Source organism: Runella aurantiaca (genome assembly GCF_003339505.1).
Lineage (GTDB): Bacteria > Bacteroidota > Bacteroidia > Cytophagales > Spirosomataceae > Runella > Runella aurantiaca.
This window is the reverse complement of the sequence record NZ_QPIW01000040.1, coordinates 25072-45919: the sequence shown is the minus strand read 5'-3', so window position 1 is coordinate 45919 and position 20848 is coordinate 25072. Positions and strand designations below refer to the sequence as shown.

General features: G+C 42.5%; 12 protein-coding genes. 7 read left to right on the top strand and 5 right to left on the bottom strand.

Going from position 1 to position 20848, the window contains the following annotated elements:
• Positions 1-32: 32 nt before the first annotated feature.
• The 6 genes from DVG78_RS28130 to DVG78_RS28105 all read left to right on the top strand — a co-directional run bounded on the left by DVG78_RS28130 (position 33) and on the right by DVG78_RS28105 (position 9787).
• Complete coding sequence (locus DVG78_RS28130; RefSeq protein WP_114464345.1) at positions 33-482, top strand: GNAT family N-acetyltransferase; 450 nt, start codon at positions 33-35, stop codon at positions 480-482.
• A 45-nt stretch (positions 483-527) separates the two neighbouring features.
• The gene (locus tag DVG78_RS28125) at positions 528-1196 is read left to right on the top strand and encodes an FMN-binding negative transcriptional regulator (protein ID WP_114464344.1); all 669 of its coding nucleotides are present in this window, start codon (positions 528-530) and stop codon (positions 1194-1196) included.
• Between the two features lie 270 nt (positions 1197-1466).
• Positions 1467-1793, top strand: a complete 327-nt coding sequence (locus DVG78_RS29955; protein WP_147277194.1) for a hypothetical protein — start codon at positions 1467-1469, stop codon at positions 1791-1793.
• 327 nt (positions 1794-2120) lie between these two features.
• Positions 2121-4409: a pentapeptide repeat-containing protein gene (locus tag DVG78_RS28115; protein WP_114464342.1), complete on the top strand. Its 2289-nt coding sequence runs from the start codon at positions 2121-2123 to the stop codon at positions 4407-4409.
• Positions 4410-4448: 39 nt separating this feature from the next.
• On the top strand, positions 4449-6431 hold the full coding sequence (locus DVG78_RS30525; RefSeq protein ID WP_114464341.1) for a pentapeptide repeat-containing protein: 1983 nt from the start codon (positions 4449-4451) through the stop codon (positions 6429-6431).
• A gap of 50 nt (positions 6432-6481) precedes the next feature.
• Entirely contained in the window at positions 6482-9787 is a 3306-nt protein-coding gene (locus DVG78_RS28105) for a hypothetical protein (RefSeq protein WP_114464340.1), read from the top strand.
• Between the two features lie 181 nt (positions 9788-9968).
• On the opposite strand, the gene DVG78_RS28100 is transcribed toward DVG78_RS28105, so the two are convergent.
• The 4 genes from DVG78_RS28100 to DVG78_RS28085 all read right to left on the bottom strand — a co-directional run bounded on the left by DVG78_RS28100 (position 9969) and on the right by DVG78_RS28085 (position 16427).
• Positions 9969-12743: a 3-coathanger stack domain-containing protein gene (locus DVG78_RS28100; RefSeq protein WP_114464339.1), complete on the bottom strand. Its 2775-nt coding sequence runs from the start codon at positions 12741-12743 to the stop codon at positions 9969-9971.
• Between the two features lie 754 nt (positions 12744-13497).
• Positions 13498-14862, bottom strand: a complete 1365-nt coding sequence (locus DVG78_RS28095) for a replication initiation protein (RefSeq protein WP_114464338.1) — start codon at positions 14860-14862, stop codon at positions 13498-13500.
• 629 nt (positions 14863-15491) lie between these two features.
• Positions 15492-15773, bottom strand: a complete 282-nt coding sequence (locus DVG78_RS28090; RefSeq protein WP_114464337.1) for a hypothetical protein — start codon at positions 15771-15773, stop codon at positions 15492-15494.
• Positions 15774-15827: 54 nt separating this feature from the next.
• Entirely contained in the window at positions 15828-16427 is a 600-nt protein-coding gene (locus tag DVG78_RS28085; RefSeq protein WP_114464336.1) for an AAA family ATPase, read from the bottom strand.
• Between the two features lie 599 nt (positions 16428-17026).
• On the opposite strand from DVG78_RS28085, the gene DVG78_RS28080 reads away from it, so the two are divergent.
• A complete protein-coding gene (locus DVG78_RS28080; protein ID WP_114464335.1) occupies positions 17027-18208 on the top strand; it encodes an ATP-binding protein in 1182 nt (393 codons plus the stop codon).
• A gap of 307 nt (positions 18209-18515) precedes the next feature.
• Here DVG78_RS28080 and DVG78_RS28075 read toward each other — a convergent pair whose 3' ends face one another.
• Entirely contained in the window at positions 18516-19067 is a 552-nt protein-coding gene (locus DVG78_RS28075) for a hypothetical protein (protein ID WP_114464334.1), read from the bottom strand.
• Between the last annotated feature and the right edge of the window lie 1781 nt (positions 19068-20848).

The window sequence follows — 20848 nt, the reverse complement described above, 5'->3', positions numbered from 1 at the left end:
CAACCTAACATAAATCCTTATATGCTATCACCATGAATGTTGAAGTCAAAAAATTGACAGGTGATGAAGTGGAGCCATTCATTGAGCTGATTCACCTATTCAGAGACGTTTTTGAAACCGACAAGGTAACGAAAGCCCAGCCCGAACACTTGCGTCGCCTGTTGGCCCGACCTGATTTTGTCGTTTTCGTCGCCCAGTTTGCCAATCAGGTTATTGGTGGTCTAACTGCCTACATTTTACCCCAATATCATTCGGAAAAGCCAGTGGTTTATCTGTATGATATAGCGGTTGGTACAACCTATCAGGGGCAGGGTGTCGGTACGAAATTACTAACGCAATTGATGCAATACTGCCGCAATTTGGGTACAGAGGAATTGTTTGTACAGGCAGATAAAGAAGACAGTCTGGCCATTGACTTTTACCGAACAACGGGCGGTGCGGCCATGGAAGTCATTCAGTTTACGTACCCGCTGAATCAATAACGCACACCTATTCAGCGGATACGTAATCAAAAAACACTAACTAACATGTATAATTTCTCTTATTTTAAAGAAAAGGATCGACAGGCAATATTGGATTTTATGGAAGAATATCCATTTGCATTTTTGACAGGGAACACTTTGTCAGGTGCTCCAGTTGCTACACAAATTCCAGTAATGATTGAAGAAAGACAAAGTGAATTGTTTTTGCAGGGACACATCATGCGTAATACAGACCACCATAAAGCTTTCGTTGAAAATCCCAACGCACTCATTGTATTTACAGGCCCCAATGCCTACGTAAGTGCTTCTCTGTACAGTAATCCACACATTGGTTCAACCTGGAATTATATGAGTGTACACATTCACGGTCAAATAAAATTTATGCCTGAATCTGAATTGATTCAATTAATGAAAAAAATGACCTTAAAATTTGAAGGGGGAAACAGTACCTCGCCGACGATCTATGACAACCTTCCGGACGCGTTTTTAAAAAAGATGATGCCGGCAATTGCTGGTTTTGAGATGAAAGCCGATAGGATAGAGAATGTTTTTAAATTGAGCCAAAACAGAGATGAAAAAAGTTATCTGACCATTATTTCAAAACTGGAACAGGAAGGTGGTAACAGTAATTTAATTGCCATTGAAATGCGAAAGCACAGAGCAGAATTATTTCCTCCGGGAATTGAATGGGATGAAAATAAATTTGATTCATAACTTTTGGAACCTTCAAAATCAGTTAACAATTACAAAATGAAAAGAATGATGAATAACTTATTTGCAGCCGTTATTTTGGGAATCACCCTGACGGGTGTTGCACTCGCTCAGTCGCCGTCTATAGGGTCGTCCATAAAAACAGAGAAGGTGAAGGTAGCGGTGGTCGAATTTACCCCCCGCCTCAACGCGTCGGGGATGACTGCCGAAGCCAAGCGGCAGCTTCAGGCCAGCATCGCGTTCCGACTTATGAAAACCAACCGGGTTCATGTCGTGGATGTCAGGCACACGAGGGAGGCATCACAAGCTGATTTGGCAGCGGTGAACGGTGCTTCGACGGCCGCTGCGGTGCGGGTCGGCAAGCAACTCAAAGTCAGTTATGTGCTGACGGGGACGGTCGAAGAATACAACACCAAAGGCTCCGCCACGCTCAAAACCCAGCTCGTGGAGGTGGCCACCGGCAAAGTCAAATACACTGTTGAGCTATCGCACCAAAGCCCGAAAGAACTGCGCACCGGCGGAGATGTTGAAATGAAAACGTACGTACTGCTACCCATAACGCTAAGGCTGGCAGAGACGCTTACGGCAGAGCTATTATAAAAGTTTAAACAGCTACGCTGTATTGTAACTGCCCGACAAGTTTGAATACAGCGCAAAATACACTGCCGCCCTTTTGTAACGACTCCCCCTTTTTTTTAACGCAAAAGTCCCATTTGCAATATTAAAGGCATCGCTAAATTATCCCATGCTAGGGCTCTTTTTTATCATTACATGTTTTGCGTTACTAAATCCTACAATTTAGCCTACCATAAAGGAGATTTGTCCATTTTGAGTTAAAGAATGTCCAATTTGAGCTAACAAGGACACAGAATCTTAACCTAATTTTGACAAAATTACTTCAACGTTATTGAAAACTTGCATAGATCAATGAATGTAAAAATTGTATGGTACCCATGCCTTGGGTTCTTATTGTCGTTATTTTTTGCGCCAAAAACCTACAGCCAATCTACTCCTCCCGACTGCAATAGCTGTACCGTAGCCACAAATCCCACCGGGCCTAATTATGCCAATCAAACCCTGATAAACCATAACTTTATGGCAATGGGGGCAAATGCCTTGGTTAATGCCAATTTCCAAGGGGCTACCATTACAGGGGCACAGTTTCAAAACATGAATTTACAGGGAGCCAATTTCAAAGGGGCTACCATTACCAATGCCGACTTTTCGGGCGCTACGTTAGATCATACGTGTTTTCAATCTGCGGATTTGACCGATGCTAATCTGCAATTTGCCATTTTTAAGGCTACAGACTTATCCTGTGCTCACTTGATTGGGGCAAAATTTGGTCCTGTCATGACCATTCAGTCGTCTCCTGATAATATTCGTACTCGTTTCAACTACACGACGGTTGACTTTGTCAATTTTCCAATCAATAATTGGCCTTACACCTACTGGGCAATGACCGATTTGAGTTATACTATTTTATCGGGCATGACCTCCAAAAATTTTAATTTGAAGGGCAAAAACATTACTAATGGTATCCTAAAAGGGATCAATTTTACCAGTTTCGATTTGCGCCACTGTACAATGACGGGGGTAGACCTGACAAATGCCACGCTTTCCTATGCCAACATGGACAGTGTTTTAATAAACCTGGCCAATCTTACTAACGTGGTGGGTCAGGGGCTTTCGATGCGCGGTGCAGTTTTTTATCAGTCAGGTGATGGGCAACGGGGTACAAATTTATCAGGGGGTCAGTTCAACAATGGAGCCGATTTTAGCAATGCCAATATGCAATATGCCACACTTACAGGAGCGTATTTTGCAGGGGCTAATTTGCGGGGTGTCAACTTCAACTACACAAACGGGCAATCTGGCGGCATCTATAACGTAGCTAATTTTACAGGGGCAGGTATGGACAATACCACCTTCAACAATGCCAGCATGAACGGAGTATCTTTCAACAACAGTTACCTGCAGAATGCCCAATTCAATAACGTTACCTTAGCCACCACCGATTTTTCGGGGGCAACCATGCCCGGTGCAAACTTTCAATCATCGGTATTGCAAGGGGTAAAGTTTATAAGGACTATTTTACAAAATGCTAATTTCCAGAATACCACCTTCAATGTGCCCCCCAACGGTGGCGCGGGGGTAGATTTGTCATGCTCGCAGTTGGGAGGCGCCAATTTTGCCAATGCAATTGTCTATCAAGTCAATTTTGCCAATGCAGTCATGCTTCTGGCAGATTCTTGCTGTAGTACTCTCTCTGGTACGTATTGCGGTACCGTGGCTATAAATGGGCTAGCGTATGGAGCTACGGTACTTCCACCGCTCAACGGGCAGAAAGTTACTTGTCCCAACGGTGATTATGCGGTCTGTGCAGGAAGCCAATGGAGTATTCCCAACGACTGGACGACTGCGGGATGTAGTTCACCTGCACAACAACAAAAAATGTGGTATAAACCAGATTGCAGTAGCGGTACTGATACTGCGGCTTCTGTAGCTTTTAGTGACCCAAAACTAAAGCAATGTATCAGTCTTCAACTCTTTAACGACCCTAATAGGAATATCAGCGTTACCACAGCTGCGCAAGTATATCAGGTGAGTTGCCCTTATCAAGGTATCAGTAATTTAGGAGGGTTGGAGAAGTTTACGGCCCTACAACAATTAGATGTTTCGGGCAATCTCTTGAGTGATAACGGTAGTTTTTTCTCCCAACTCACCACCATCCAACAACTCAAAGTAGCGAATAATCAACTCACGGGCTTAAGCCTCAATACCTTAAAAACGCTAAATTATTTAGATGCTTCCAATAATAAAATCACCAACAATATCGCCTTTAATGCCAGTGCTTTTATCAATTATTTGGATTTGTCTCACAACCAGCTCTCCACCTTCGACATCAGCCTTCAAAATAAACTCTTCTATGTAGATTTATCGTACAACAAACTAAATAACATTTTAGGAACATCTTCGGGCCTTAGTTGCGGCAGTACCCTTACAACCCTGTATTTAGAAAACAATTCGCTCACTACCATTGGAGACATCAGTAGCTTTTACAATAACGGTTTAGGAAAGCTACGCTTTTTGAATTTAGCCTGCAATCCCTCCTTTCAATGCAACACACTTGGCTTAAACTCAACCAGCCAAAATCAACAAAATTTTCTTCAAAACAGCCAATGTGGCCAAAATAGCTTGCCCAGTTGCAATTAAGCGCTTACGTAATAGAGAATCAATAAATACATATAGGTTATGAAAACTACACTCCAATTCTCGTGGGTTTTGTTCATTTTTTTGAGCCAAATCCTCCAGGCTCAAACGCCTTTCAATTGCCCTTACTGTGATTTATCGGGTCAGGATTTTTCAGGCAAAAATCTGCAAGATGCCAATTTGCTGGGTGCCAAATTAGACAATGTCAATCTGCAAGGGGCCGACCTGACGGGGGCATACTTAAGTAGGGCAAGCTTACAAGGAGCTAATTTACAACAAGCCAAAATGGGAACTTCCACTAAAGGAGTCAGCAACTTCTCGCTGGCCGATTTGACCAACGCCAATTTTGCGGGAGCAAGCATTGGGGCTACTGTTTTTTTTCATGCAACGCTCAATAATACCAATTTCTCCAATACTGATTTAAGCCAAGCCAAGTTTGGGATAGTGCCCACTTTGTCTGCTCAAAATGCGGTTAATACCATTATGCCTCAACCTTATGTAAATGCTAAACTGGTAGCTGTCCCTGCGGGCAACTCGGTGTATGTCAACGATGGTACAGGGGTGGATAACAGTACCTGTGGAGCTTTAGGCAGTCCCTGTAAAACGATTTATCAAGGAATAAACAACTGCACAGGAAATCCGTGCAACGTGTTGGTGGAATATGGCCAATACACGACGCCATCAGGAGGATGGTCAATTAACCTAAAACCCGGAGTAAACCTTTTTGGTGGTTATTATAATGGACAGCCAACAGATGCTCAGAGTGTGATTACCCTCAACTCAGATGCTACCAACGGAACTCATGCTACCATTTGGGGAAGTAATATAGGGGGCAATATTACCATCGCCAATTTTATTATCAATGGTTTGGCTACGACAAGCAACAACGGCCCTTCGATGGTAATGCAGCTCAACAATTGTTCAAATGTTCAACTTGCCAACGTCAATATCAATGCGGCCAAAGGCGGCACTGGCACCAAAGGGGCTGACGCTGTAAAGGCCAGCGACGGCGGCACCGGCGGCACCGGAACAACAAGCAGTGGCGGCACAGGAGGGGTCTCGGCACACCCAAGCAACAATGCCGGTGGAAGGGGAGGAAATCAAACTGCCGGAAAAGCAACGTGTGACGGTGGGGTAAACTGTTCAGTTGGCTATGATTATTCGGGCTCATCAATGGATGGCAGTTCGGGTCAACCCGCTACGACGGGCTATATAGCAAGTGGGTCGTCTCGCGCAGGAAAATCACCGAAAGTTTGTACTGGGTGGCTGCAGGATGCCCCGGGCCAAAACACCGCCGGCACCAATGGACATAGTGGCTATTGCGGTGGTACAAACAGCGCATCATCTGATATTACCGGACACTTTTCTAATGGATTGTGGGTAGGTACAAGTGCTAACCAAGGGACCAGCGGCGGTTATGGCGGCGGCGGCGGCGGTGGCGGTGGCGGAAGTGCCGTTGCCTATTGTAATTGCGTTTGCGGCAATCCCGACCAGCACTACGGCACCGGCGGCGGCGGTGGCGGAGCGGGTGGAGAAGGGGCCGCCGGAGGCATGGGAGGTATGCAGGGGGGAGCTTCTATTGGTATTTTGCTGTATGTATCTACCTGTGTTTTTGGTGATGACGTAAAAATTGTAGGAGGCTCTGGCGGAGACGGAGGAAATGGTGGAAACGGAGCATCCGGCGGAAACGGCGGGGCAGGTGGTGACGGCGGCCCAACCAATAACATAGGCGATTCGGGCGGAACGGGCGGAAAAGGAGGCAGAGGAGGTAGCGGGGGAATGGGCGGCGCCAGCGGGGGCGGCGCGGGCGGCAATGGCGGCCCTTCGTATTGCATTGCACAAGTGACTGATTCGCAAGGGCATACTTCCTCTATTTCGGGTACACCGCAGTATTATCAGGGCATTTCGGGTGCTGTGGGTAATGGTGGCAATGGTGGCGTTAGCTCAGGGTCTTGCACGGCTGGAAAAGGAGCAAATGGTGTGGCAGGAAATGTACTTACTGTTTGGCAAACGGCCAATCAGTAACATTGTTTGGAATATAACTCAACATAAATAAACCCTTAATTTCAATTGTTATGTCAAACTTCATTCCTCACATTATCCATGCCGACCTTTCGGATGGACTTCACAACGAATCGTATTGGGTACAGGTAGCAGGTACTAAGTTTCCCCTTGTTCCTCATACATCAGAAACACGGGCGACAGCAAGAGCCAATCACCCAGTTTTACAAAAAATTGCGGACGAATACCTTACTCATTATACGCAAGACATCGTAGATTTACCCAGTAATCAAGCCCTTCGAATCAGTATTCGGCATACGGTACATAATCATCCCGAAATACCTAATCACTATGGTATTCATCACGTAGCCATGTACGCACCACCCAGAACTAACACCGTGACTTTGGCCGTGGCTTCTCCTGCCGAAGCCCCTGGCTTACAGGCAATTCTGATGGATTATACAGCCACCGCCAACAGCCTTATCTACCATCATGCCGATTTAATCAACCAAGATCCAAACTACTCATCAATCGTTTTAGAGCATTTTGACCCAACCCTTGCCCCTGCCAACTATGACCTTATTCAGCAGTTTGCGATGTCCTTGCGGGCTTTGGGCTTACCTACCCAAACAACGGGTTGGGCTAACTGGCAACTTTTCGATGCTGGGGATGCCATTGCTTCAGGGGCGATTCAGCCACCACCCAACCAAGTAGCAAGCTACTACTCACTCAAAATAACCGACGCCGCTACCAACGCAATGACTCCCGCTTTGAGTGCAGTCTTAAACAGCACCAAAAATGATATACGGCTCCAAAATATCAAGTGGAATCAAGAAAGTGGAAATAGCGTACAAACGAGTCCTACCGCGAGTTCGCCCACACCATCGCCCATTGTACCTGCTACTTCGTTTATAGCCTTAGGCACGGCAAATGCTGTGTTGGCAGTTGATGATAACTGGCGGGTGAGTATGTCAAATACCCATACCGTGGATGGGCTTCAAACGAGCATACAAGTAGTAAATGCCGCCGCCAATCAAGTTAAAATCTCAATGACCAATACCTATGTACGTTGGTTGGGTGTTTATCTCGAATTTATTGATGCCAACGGAAAAAGCATGAATTTACCTAATTGGCAGATTGATGATAATGACGACGTGCCCGCCATTGCTAACTTCCTCGGAATCAACTACGATAATGTTCGTTTTGCAGGATATATTACCCCTATTGATACCATCTTAGGAATCCCTGATATTTTTAATCCAGGTACAGTAGATATCACCTTTACTTTTCCAGCAGGGGCCGTCAGTGTCAATATTTATGGGTGTGGTATCGGAATTAGTGCCTTGCCTTATCCGCTTACTCCTATTTTGGGAGGGGTTTATACAGGTATTGCCAATTTTGGCATTCCTGGTTTGTTCTTAGGACTACTGGTTTCGGCAGCCAGCTATAAGCCTGTTTACAAAATTATGGGTGATGCGGGAACCCTAAAAGATGTGGTGAGTGTAGGAAAAGATTGTTGGGATTTGCTCTATGATGGGCTAGCAAACAGCGAAATTGATTGGAGTGCATTGGAAGACATTGCCAAGATATTGTTCAACAAAGCCGCCGAAAAAATACTAGAGTGGTGCGAAGCCCAAATCGTAAAGGGTGAAATAGAAGATGAAATCCCATTTGCTGGGTGGATTATGGCAGGTATCCACGCCGCCGCTGATATTATTCAAATGTCACAAACCATTGTGGAGGTGTGTAGTTCTGACTTCATGATTAAAAATTCAGCCGCTATCACTATCACTAGCACGGTAGAGATGCGACCCGACCCTCGTTTGCAAACTTTCCCGCAGGGTTCACCCGCTTCGTATGTGACCAAAATGATTTTTCAAAACAACCGTCCTACCAATTCATCAAGTCATGATGTTGCTGCTGGCAATACGGCCACTGTATTCAGTAATCAATACGATAACCCACTGGGCGGTCAGGTAAAATTTGAGGTAGACTACTACATCGGTTCTTGGTTGGCAGGACAAGCCACCACCTCATGGATGCCCAATGACGAAGAACACACAAGCGACGTGGTACTGTATCTTGTAGATAACCCGATTCCTTTGGATACAAACTCCATTTACAGTCAGCAAAAATTGTTAACCTACCAAAATGGCAACTATCAATGGACGCCTAATACGTCCCCACCAACCGCAACGATTACCAATACCGATGCCAGTCAAAGTGGAAATGCAATTTCCCAATGGCTGGGCTTAGCATTGAGCCAGCGCTATGCTGTACTGGGAATGTCTTGGAAAGCCGCTGGGACTGGGGTTACGGCTTGTTCGGATGGCAGCACAGGGCAAGTGTACGTGTCCGAGAATTTCAGTATTCCAGGCATGTCCATGAAAACCTCCGGGTTGCCATCTTGTGGGCTAACGGGCGAAACGCAGCTGGTTTATGATGTGTTTCCGCCTAAGTTTTTGATGGAAAACGGCAACTGGGTACTCGATGCCAACAACAATCCCCAACCTGACCCCAACGACAAAGACTTAGGCAGCTACTATATTGACCCTCGTAAAGCCAACAATGACCCTTACCTAGACGGCGGATTTCATTTGCGACAGGTGAATATCAACCCTATTTCCACTTTCAATATGGCCGAAAATCAATTGAGTTGGGGGCGCTTTCCGCTTTTTCCCGATTCAATAACCATGCACCCCTCGGGATTTGTGATAGGGGTAAATATTGCCAATAGCAAAATAATGATTAGCCGATTGCCAAATGTTGGACAAAACGATGCGGAGGTGCCAATGGCTAAAATGGCGGCAGGACAAGCCCAAAACTTCAACACAGGCAACGGTACTACGGGCGGACGAGCGGGGCTTTTGTTTGAGCCAAAAGGCATCACATGTACCTACGATGGTACGACCATTGTACTGGAACAAATGGCAAGTCAGTCGTTTAATGTAGCTCGTTTACAGGCTTTTGATTTAAATGGCAACCCGGTCAGTTATTTTAGTGACCAAAACGGCAATCCTTCACCCTTTATGCAATTGCCTACCAATGCCATTTACTCTGATATTGTGGCCATTGGGGATATAAAAACCACTTATATTTATGTGTTATTCTATACAGGCTCAGGGCAGCAAGCTTCGGATTATTCGGTGGCTATTTACCAATGTGGACAAGATGCTCCTGCGGGAAATTTCCTCGTCAAAACTGACAATATTCCAGCGGCACGAATACAGGTAGATATGTGGCATACCCTATACACCCTTAACTATGCGATGACGACCAACGGTAGCGGCACCAATGCGGGGCCAAGTGGTGCCAACACAGGCCCTAACGGTCAAACAGCTCCCTCTATGAGTCAATGGTTGCCGCCCATTCCTTCGTAAGCTAAGGGCGTAATAAAATAAGTAAAAACAGTGTTATCGTATGGTAACTACTGTTTTTACTTAGCTATTGTAAATTCCTATGAAAGTGGTGCTTCGTCATATTTATCGAATCAATAATGTTGTTGGCACTTCCGTTCAAGTCCTTTGGAGTAATGGTGATTGAGCCGTTTACCACGTTTACTTAAAACCGTTCAAGCGTCAAATCATCAAAATAAGCGGTTCCTTCCGAATCTGCTGCCGTATAACCTAAACGGCAACTGATTCTCACATAACCATCACCAGAATTGAAAGGAAGTACTACCTGTGTCCAGTCAGTAGTGCCCTTAATGTCTTTACTTCTCGGTGGAAAACTAGCACTGTCTATGCTCGTGCTGACACTCAAACATCCCCCTACCCCTCCTGGGTTGGCATTGGTGGTAACGTTTTCAGTTTTAATCCAGCCCTTCAAAACATAATTGGTATAAGGCGCAAGAAAAAGAATCTGATACGCCTGTACATCATTGCTTTGCACAGGCCCAGCTACGGGACCCGAATAAATCCTGATGCAATTGGAGCCGCTGCGCCCTTGCCCTACTAGCCACGAGAATACTGCCTGATCGGGTTTATACCCGCCTTTTAGCCAATAGGAAAAAGCACCAGCGTTTACAAAGTTAACAGCGTTCTCAAAATCGGCGTTAGGGATCAAAGGAAACCCCTGGTTTAATGTTAACTTTAGGGAGGCAGTGGTACAGAAAGAGGGATTGTTTCTATTGCAGACCGAATAGACCAGACTGTCGGTCCCGGTATTTTCATTTGAAATATAACTGATGGTTCCGTCGGGATTGACGGTGGCCGTTCCTCGGGTTGGGTTGACAACAATTACGGGTAAAGAGACTTGTGTCAAATTTGTTATGGCCGAACCATCAGGATTAAAGTCATTGGCTAGGACTGTAATTTTCTTGGCATATCCTGCTGCCGCCGACGAAATATCTGCTTTGGCCATTGGAGTTCCACATCCCTTAATCAAGGCCGTAAATACACTTCCTTTAGACGCCTCAAAGCCTGGCAGCAAACTAACATCGTTGCCCGCCCAATACATTACCGTACTACTAGCGGGTATTTCTTGCGTTGAAACGATGGTTTGTACCACCTGCTCAACTCCCGACGAAGCAGTTGCTGAAAGCACCGTAGAATTGTCCACAATCGTAACTGTATATGGCTGACTTGACAGAGCTCCACAACCGTAATCACAAGTCACGGTGTAATTTGTGGTAGAAGTTGGGCTGACCGTAATAGAAGAAGTCGTTTCGCCATTTGACCACGAAAGCGTTCCATAACAGCCATAGGCCGAAAGTTTAGTAGCAGAACCTGGACAAATGGTATTTACCCCATAAATACTTGGAGGGTCAATACCGCAATCTTTACCGTAATTTCCACTGATAGGACTCGAAACAGCGGAAGCTCCGTTGGAATCTGTGACTCGTACACGCGCGCTATAGGGTCCAGTTTGAGGAATCACATAGTCATAATAGTAATCAGTGAGGGCAGGCGTGTCGAAAACGCCATCATTGTTAAAATCAAATTCAGTGGTAAACGAATTATTGTTGGGGTCTGTGGTCGAGCTGGCATCAAAGCGGGTACCATTGCCCGAATAAGATGCATTGGGATAGTAGGTTTTTAAATAGGGCTTAGGGGCTTGGTTGCCCGCCGTAACCGACAAAGTAAAACTGGGAGAAACGGTTCGATTTCCCTGCCTGTCACCTACAACAATCCTGAATGCATTGGTCGTTCCTGCTTGATAATAAGGCGTTTTAAAAGTAGTATCTACATTCAATTGCTGCAATGCCAATTCGTCAATGAGCTGCCCATTATAGTCGTATAAATGCGCATAAGCAACACTGTCGGTGCAGAAAGCCGAAAATCTTATATTCAATAATCCAGCAACGGGGCTTACGGTCCCATTGGTTAATACGGTTAAATTGTGACCATAATAGCTCGCTTTTCTATAACGGTTGAAATAATAACTTTCATTTAACATTAATGCTGAACCATATTCCAGGCGGGTATAGTCTTGGGGGTAGAGAGTAGGGAAAAAACTGCCTCTTATCCCCCTTAGTCCATTTCCCATCAGTCCCCCAAAAAAATTATCGTCGTGACGAGCGTCGTGGAAACCTAAACCAAAGGCATGACCCATTTCGTGGCACAAAGCCCCCAAGTAGGAAGAAGCTACCGTACTAAATGTATTCTTCTCAAACCAGGGAAAAGATACATTTTGAACCAATGGATAAGGCCCTAATTCGGGAATAATTTGACCCGCATAAGGGGTGTTATCCAGCAACCGTTGAGGATTGAATAGTGGAATGACATTGCTACCCAATTCAGCCGTCCCCGAATGGTTTCCGTTTCCACTACCACCGCCCATGGCAAGCCCACCGATAAAACTCCCATCTGGAAGTTGTACCTGTGTTTCTGGGATAAGTACCCACACTTCTCCCCCTAAATCAATGGTTAGGCCTGCATTTTTGGCCGCAAATTTTGTTCTGTCAAATAAATCGCCCCCACTATTTCCTCTTAAATAACTATCCGTTTCAGGAACATTGACCAGATGGATTTTGGGTCGTGGTGAATCCTCTTCCGTTTCAAAAATAAACGTTTTGGGGCCAAAACCATTTTGTTCCATATTATCGCGAAACCACACTTGCGCCATTTCTATGGCAAATTGCAGATTCTCTTTATAATTGGCTTGGGGAGTACGATTGGAGGGAACCACATAGCCTATTCTGACTTTGGCAGGCGGCCATGGAAGGATGCCGCTACCGCCAGTTCGAGCCGCCGCCGATACCCTGTTTATATTTTCAAAAGGCGCTTGATAATCAAGGTTTGTACCATTTAAAAGTGGGGTTTGAGCATTTAATAAAATACCAGTACACAAAAAGCAAAAAGTTAGAACCCACAAACCTATTTTCATCTTTTTCATGGACATTATTTTTTCAGCACGCATTTGTCAAAGGTAATTTGCTTGGTTGTCCCCAAGTATTATATGACTCTAGAGATGCATCACATCTTTCCCACAGTTTTGAAAAGTGGAATGTGGTGGGCTTTTTTCTACTTTAAATTTTATCCCAAATTAGGAATATACGGGATAAAAAAATATGAGTTAAAACATCCTTTTGATTGATTTTTTACCAAAAGTGCCAAATTCGCTTAAAAGCACAGGAGGAATAATAAACCCAGAGTATAGCCCTAGTGCCTTACTATATGGTGTATACGACATCGTAAATCTCCAAATAATGGCTGTGTTACTCTATTAAAAAATTTTGATTTTGAAATTTACGCTCATTTGAATTACCAAGGTAGCTATCAAAAATAGGCCGTTTTATCTGCTTTTAAATGTCGTAAAAAATTGAGTGACTGTTGCTGTATGTTTTCAAATATTGTAGAAACAAAACCTACGTTTAATAGCAAGCAAACTGAGTTAGACTTTTATTTATTTGGGTATCCTTGCGCAGATTCAGATTTGATTGTGTTGCAGGCCGAGGGTATTTAGGTAGAAATTTTTGAAGCTCCCATCCAACCAACATTTCATAAACTTCTTAATACAAAATTGACAGCTGCCAAAAATCATTCAATCTTCTCCTGAAAAATCAGCAGAAACCCTGGTGGGTGTTTTGGGGATAGCTTTCATTTAATACATATTTATGGCTTTACATAAAGCCATAAATATGTAAAACCTAGCCCAGCCACCCTATAAGCCTTAATTTGGACTTTAATTCCGCTTCTTTTAGCTCAAAGTCTTTATTGACAACAGAAAATCGCTCGGGGAATTTTTGCATGGCTTTCATGAAAATAAGGGTTTGAACATGCTCTCTGTTAAGATTTTCTGCATCGTCTTTCTTTCTATCCCAATCTCTGCTGTACTTTAACCCTTCAATGATTTGTTGGCGTGTTTCAGGTGTTTGCTCAAAAATCTCCGCAACTATCAACTTTTGCTTTTCATAGTGGTCAATTCTAAGATTTTCCAGCTCGTTCTCCAATGCCACTCTTTCATTTGCCTTTTCTTGTTGTTGCGCTGCTATTTTAGTTCGGTTTTGCCGCTTTACTTCAATAGGGTCTATTACTCCTTTTGTCGAAATCATCTTTGCCATGTATGCAGGAATATTTTTAATTTTCTCGCCTGCTTTTATTCTATTGAGTGTATAAACAATTCCCGTTTTTACGTCATCGTATGTATATTTTGACAACCACTGCTGCAATGTCTGGTCAGGGATTAAATCAGCTGTTAAGATTGAAAGCTCATTCAGAGCCGTTCCTTTTTCGGTCGAAAACAAGGGCAGCTCGGGCAGTTGCTTTCTTTCTGGCAAATGTGTAAGTATATTGAACTTTATCTTTACAACCTTCCTACCTTGCTTTATTTCTTCAAATGAAAATTTAATGTCGGTGTCTCGGTTTGCATTCAAATCTTCCTGGGCTTTTAGAATTACTTTGTCTTTGAAGTGACCATACAAAGCGTATTCATCAGCGGCAATTCCTAAGATTAATTTCAGCTCATCAATATCAAACGTACGGCTGCCTATTTTCTCGTATTGCTTCAACAACTCATAAATCCGTATCGAGTGAACGCTTTTTATTGAAAGTATGCTCCTAATATCGTATATCAGGTATCTGGCTTTGAGCTCCAATAAAAAAGGTTTTAGTCGCGGTTCAAATGTCACCCAAATGCTTTTCTCCGTATCTTTTTTAGCTCTTTCATCAATCACTCTTTCAATACCTGTAAATAGTGGAATGGTAAGCTCGGTTTTAAAACCATCTCTTTCGCTCTGTATGGCAATGATTTTCTTTTGGAGTCCAAGGGCTGCTTCTCTTAAAAATTGATAAATCTCCCCTCCCTTACTCAATCCAAATTCATCAATTACTTGTCCCACATTGATTTTATACTCTTTGAAATCGGCATCGGAAGAATGTATCATTGATAAAGTAATGGCGAAGATTCGTGTTTCCCAAATATCAAACTTGTATCTTGCCTCTACTAATTCATTGGCTTTTTTAATAAATCTAACGTCTTCTTTGACATACTCTTTCCTGATTTTTTTTGACATAACATATTATTTATTAATGTATAACGATGCAAATTAAGAATAACTATCACTAATATAAAATCAAGTGATAGTTATTCTGTGATATTTTATGGTTAGTTATTTTTTTCGTAGTAATGGTGATAGTTCACTTATAATTATTCACCTGAAAAGTTATCCACATTCCACTTTTGTGGATAACTTTATTTTCGTAGTAATGGTGATAATATTTCGTAGTAATGGTGATAGTTAACGTAGTAATGGTGATAATAGATTTTGATATTTCGTAGTAATGGTGATAGTTAACGTAGTAATGGTGATAATAGATTTTATATAACTCTGTAAATCAGAAGGTTACGAGGGCCGAAAGTATTACATATTGTTATTTATACATTATTTAAAACAACACAGAAACAGTTGTTTTTTTATTTTTTTCAAAAAGGGAGAAAAAAGAGTTTTTACATGAAACTTACATCTGTTTTTAAAATTTCCGCAAAACCCAGTTTCGTAGTAATGGTGATAGTTCGCCGCAAAAAATCGTAGTAATGGTGATAATAACGCCAGTCGTTAATTTTACATAAAAATTGATGTAATACCAGATTTATGTATTTATGGCATTATGTATTTACATGATTACGGGTGTGATTGAATAATTATTCACTTAGCTTGTGCTTTTGGGTGTATTCTTCCAAGGCTTCTACAAAAAGGGCCTTTATCTTTTTCTTTTTCTTAAAGCCCAGCTCTTTTATGGTATCCATTAATTCCGTAGGAATATGAACCGTAAATTTAGTCTCGGCTACTTTGGGAGTCTTGTCAGGTTCAGATTTGCTTCGGTCCTGTATTGGCGTTATCTCCTGTAAAGGAGTATTGTCTTCTTTGTCTTTTAGTTTACCCCCCAACGTTGCCAACTGATTTTTGAAATTATCCTTTTTCATACTTGTGTGTTTATGGTATTACATATTTATGTAATTATGGTTTTATGTAAAATATTAAAGATACTCCAAAATTTCTTTTGTTAGGTTAAATATCTCCTGTTGGGCTTTATCATCTTCTGTTTCAAAGACACCGCCAGTAATCGGTGAACGAGCGTAGCTAACTCTCTGCGAAATCATCGTGTCTAAGATGGGCATTTCATACTGTTCGAGAAGCTGTTTAATGTCATCCGTTAAGCTGGTGCGATGTTGAATCATATTCAGCACAATAGCTGCCTTTAGGTTGGTTCGTTTTGTCTGGGCCTGTTTAAGTAAAGCAATCGTAGCTTTGATTGCCATGACATCCAAGACACCTGCTTTGGTGGGGACCAAAACGAAATCGGATAGTTGAAAAAACTCAGGCAGCTTACTGCTCAAATATGGTGGTGTATCAATTATGGCAACATCGTAGCTTTTGCTCGCTTTGGCAATCTCATCAATCGGTAAAAGGTCAATCCCCTTTAATCCGACCAACTCACCTAATCCTGCTATGCTTCCTTGCGGGTCGCTGTCTAGTATGGCTACCCGAACGGAATTCTGTAAACAATATCCAAGGTTAAGGGCGATGGTAGTTTTGCCTACGCCTCCTTTTTGGTGGGCTATGGTAATGATTTTCATGTATTAATCGTAGTGTTTTACTTCCAAAAGTAATACATAATTATGTAAAACCATATTAATGTAATTATGGAAATATGTAATTATGTAAAAAATGCAATATCTTAAATTAATTTCTTTTGGTTTTATAACGTTTTTATTTCGTTATTATAGTACATTGTTTATAAATCATTCATGTTAACAGTAGCCGCTATTGATTTGCCATAATCCATTTAGTACGTTAGACATAAAGTCACTTATTTGTAGAAATATCCATCAGAATGCTGTTTTGTATAAACATAAAGGAGCTTGTTTCACTGAATCTCTAAACAGGCATTGGTTGAAATTATGGAAGTAGAATTTTTGAATGAAGAACCTATACTTTTAGTATAATCGAAGCCTATTATAGTCCCCCAAATCTGTTGCAATTTAAGCAATGAGTTGGGTTATAGTTATTTAAACACTACAGTACGAATTGGAATCAGGTAAAAAAAATAACGTAAAATTAAAAGAACTTTGAGAGAAGATATTGATATATACCCTCAAAATATGAAAAATATTAAGGAAACTTCTTTTCAATAGTAATACTTTTTGCATTATATTTGTGCATATAGTTAGTATTTATGATACAAAGAGCATTATTCAGCGAGTTAGAGGGACACCTAGCCAAACCACAGGCTACGGTCATTACGGGCATGAGAAGGGTGGGAAAAACTACCGCTTTGAAATTTTTACTGGCTAAAACCGCCCACCCCAATAAGCTGTATTTAGACTTTGAGAAGATAGACAACCGTATTTTGTTTAGCCAAAACAGCTACCAAGCCATCGAAGCAGGTTTGGAGGCGTTGGGGTTGGCCCTCAATCAACCCGCAGTGTTGGCCCTAGATGAGATTCAATTGGTGCCCAACTCGCCGAGCGTCATTAAGTACCTTTACGATACCTACGCCATTAAGTTTATTCTAACGGGTTCGAGTTCTTATTACCTAAAGAATCACTTTACAGAAAGTCTGGCTGGACGCAAACGTATTTTTGAGATGTTCCCCCTCGGTTTTGATGAGTTCTTACAATTTCGGGGATTTGCACGTTCGCAGTTTGAGCATACCGCCCAAAAACCATTTTCGGAACCCATTTATCAAATTTTCCGACAAGAATACGAAACCTATTTGAGGTTTGGAGGCTTTCCAGAAGTCGTTTTGGCCGAAACGGCCGACGATAAAACCGCTTTTCTCAAAGACATCATCAATGCTTACATTGAACTCGACATCAAACTATTATCTGATTTTCGGGTGAGCAATGATTTGTATAAACTTTGCCAGCTGCTGGCCTCACGCACGGGCAGCCGCTTGGACGTCAGTAAATTGAGCAGTATTTCGGGGATTAATCGTAACAAACTTACCGAATACATGGCTTTGTTTGAATACACCTACTTTATTCACCTGATTCCGTCCTTTACCAAAAACAAAGACAAGGAAATTGCGGCCCAACGCAAGGTGTACATTGCCGATACGGGTATGTTGCAAATACTGGCCCAAGTAAGCAGCGGGCAAGTTTTTGAAAATGCCGTAGCCTTACAATTACTGAGGCTGGGGGAAGTGGCGTACTACCAAAAAAAATCAGGACAGGAAATCGATTTTATTCTGAACAAAGAAACGGCCATTGAAGTCAAAGAAACGCCTTCTTATCCAGACCTCAAAACATTGAACTATCGTTCCGACGACCTCGAACTGCCCCATAGCCGCCTAGTGGGCCGGCACTTCACCAATTCCGATTTTCAGGAATGGTATTGGGGTGGCGGCATTTTTTAATGCCTTTTTGTAGCATAAAACAACATTTATTCCTATGTTCACTGGCGAAAAACGAAGCCCAATAGACCGGTATAATTATCCATAACTCACGTTTGTTAGCGGGTTTGTATATAGGCAAGAATTCTGGGTAGCACTATTTAGAGTAAGAGGCATAAGTTAAGCACGAGCATAGAAGGAAACAGTTATTATTCCCTGAAGCAGAATGTTGAATTAAATGTACTTGACCTAATAAAAAAATCTGGCGCTTTGGTATTAACTACCAAAGCGCCAGATTTTTTTATTGACTTATTTAAGCAAGTCGGACTACCTACCATACCGTGACCTGTCCTCTAGTCGGGAAAAGCGCCATCGAGCTAGGTTTTGCGCTACACGGAGTATTAGTGTAATAAGAAAAACTGATCTGATCATCTTTTTTCCCATTATCCACAACTTTCGTAAGTACACGTCTTCCGGTCAAATCAGTGCCATCACTATTACCTGAGGTAATGACACCACTCAGCCATGCTACATTGTCGACAATGGTCATGCAATCAATGGTAGCATGAAATCCACCACCGCCATGTTCCTGGGAAAACCGGTCGGAGTACTGACCATTTACACTTCCATCAGCCATCATATTAGCTACCAGCGAATAATTTGCATCAGCACCTGGACCATAATTAGGGGTATCAATATCGGGCCCACCGGCAGAAACATGGTGAACAATGCCCACCCTCCTGGAGGCCATGGCAGTAGCGTTTTTGTCTTGTTGCCGTGCATCGGGGGATGGGGTGAGGCTTTCGTTGGTACAACTGATCAGAGTGGCAAATACTCCCAATGGTAATAGAATCAACCGTGTCAAAATTTTTGAGCTTTTCATTGTAGTAGGGATTTAAAATGTTGAAAAATAAAAGGAAAAATCAAAAGAGTTAGGCTGATGCGCGATCGAGGCCGGTGCATCGCCAGCGTTGACTTTAGGGACTTCGGCCCAACTTTCTACAGATCATTAGGCAGAGGGAGAAGAATTTTCTTATTGAATCTAAAACAGTGGGGGAAAAGACCTTTATAAATAGATCAGATTGGGAAAATAAAAGAGAGTTTTTCATACGAAACGCGTGTTAAAAAAAAGTAGGGTAAAGTGTAATTATAAACGTGTAAAAAGTGAGACGTCCCAAGCGTGAAAACGCTCCCGTAAAAGCAGCCGAGGGCTGGCATTTCGAGCACCGAATCAAGAAGTCATGGGAGTGATAAGCACAGGTGAGCACCTGCCAAAACAGTAAAGAGCTTTCATCTAATTTTGGTTTATAGGTTTAGAGAATAGCCGTTAGGGCATTGCCTTGACAAAAGTAAAGAGCCGCACTTTGATGATGTTGGTCTATTTGCGCAATTTGTTAGTCTATCGTTCCAGACTTAGTTTATTGTTCCAAAAACTTAGTTTATTATCCCAATAGTCTTTTTGAAGAGCAAAAATGAATACTTAACCGAAAATAAAAAGCCAGCAATGAGATGAAGAATATGGCGGTCAGTTTCAGATTTATTGAGGCAGAGATTTAGATTCCATTAAGTCAAACTTGCTAATAACATCCTGAAAATGGAGTGTTTTTGGCAGATTTTGAATGAAGGGTTTACTGAGACATCAGAATGAATAACGTCCAAATCGGCCGCTTTTTGTAAATAAACCATGCCGCTGTCTTTCTCCCCTATGCCTGCGTACACCATCGGCTTAAAAACATTATTGGCTGATAAAGAAAATCTTGCTGGCCAATAAAAGCCTAACCTTCGAAGTAATTGCATCTCATCGAAGGTTGTGCTATCTCGCTTCACTAAGTCAACGTCGATTTTCGTTCGCATTTAATGACGCCATATCTATCACAAAGCGATACTTCACATCGCCTTTCAACTACCGGTTCGTACGCTTTGTTGATCTGTTGTATTTCAATCATTTCAATGTCTGCGACAATGTTATGCTCACCGCAGAAGTTCAACATTTCCTGGGTCTCAGCAATATCGCCAATCATAGAACCAGCAAAGCACTTACACCCCATAATCAGACTGAAAGCTACGATGGGCAAATGGGTGCTCAGGAGCGCCAACAAGCGCCCGCAAACCGTCTACACGAAGCAAGTTCAAATAATTATTGATATTATGTTCAGCTAGACACGGCATCATGAATGAAGTGAAGTTTCCCTCGGTACGCCGCCATTTGCTCTTAGTCTTTTGACAACACGACTTCATTGGCTACAAGGCGTTTGACTTCTGCAAAATTTGGTTCTGATGTGGTAAAAGCAACGACATACGCCCCCATTGCTTTGGCAATCTTGATAGCCATGTGATTAATGAAAGCAAAGCTGGCGAGATAAGCTGCACGGTGTAAAGGTGAATGTATTATACATCAGGCGCAAAAGTAGCGGCTACTATCGGAAACAGGCTGGTACGCTCTATAACCACTGTATCCCGGTGATAATAAAATTGGGGCTTTGCTTTGCTCTTGGCAAATTCAAGTAAGTTAACCAGGTTTATATCATACATTTACACTGTTGTACAAGTTTAGCTACTAACGATAGCTTACGGGTAACAGCACAATTATTGTCGGTATAGAGTCTGTTTCATGAGGTAACCCGAGTTACTGAAACGTATTTTTTTACAAAAAAAATTGATTTT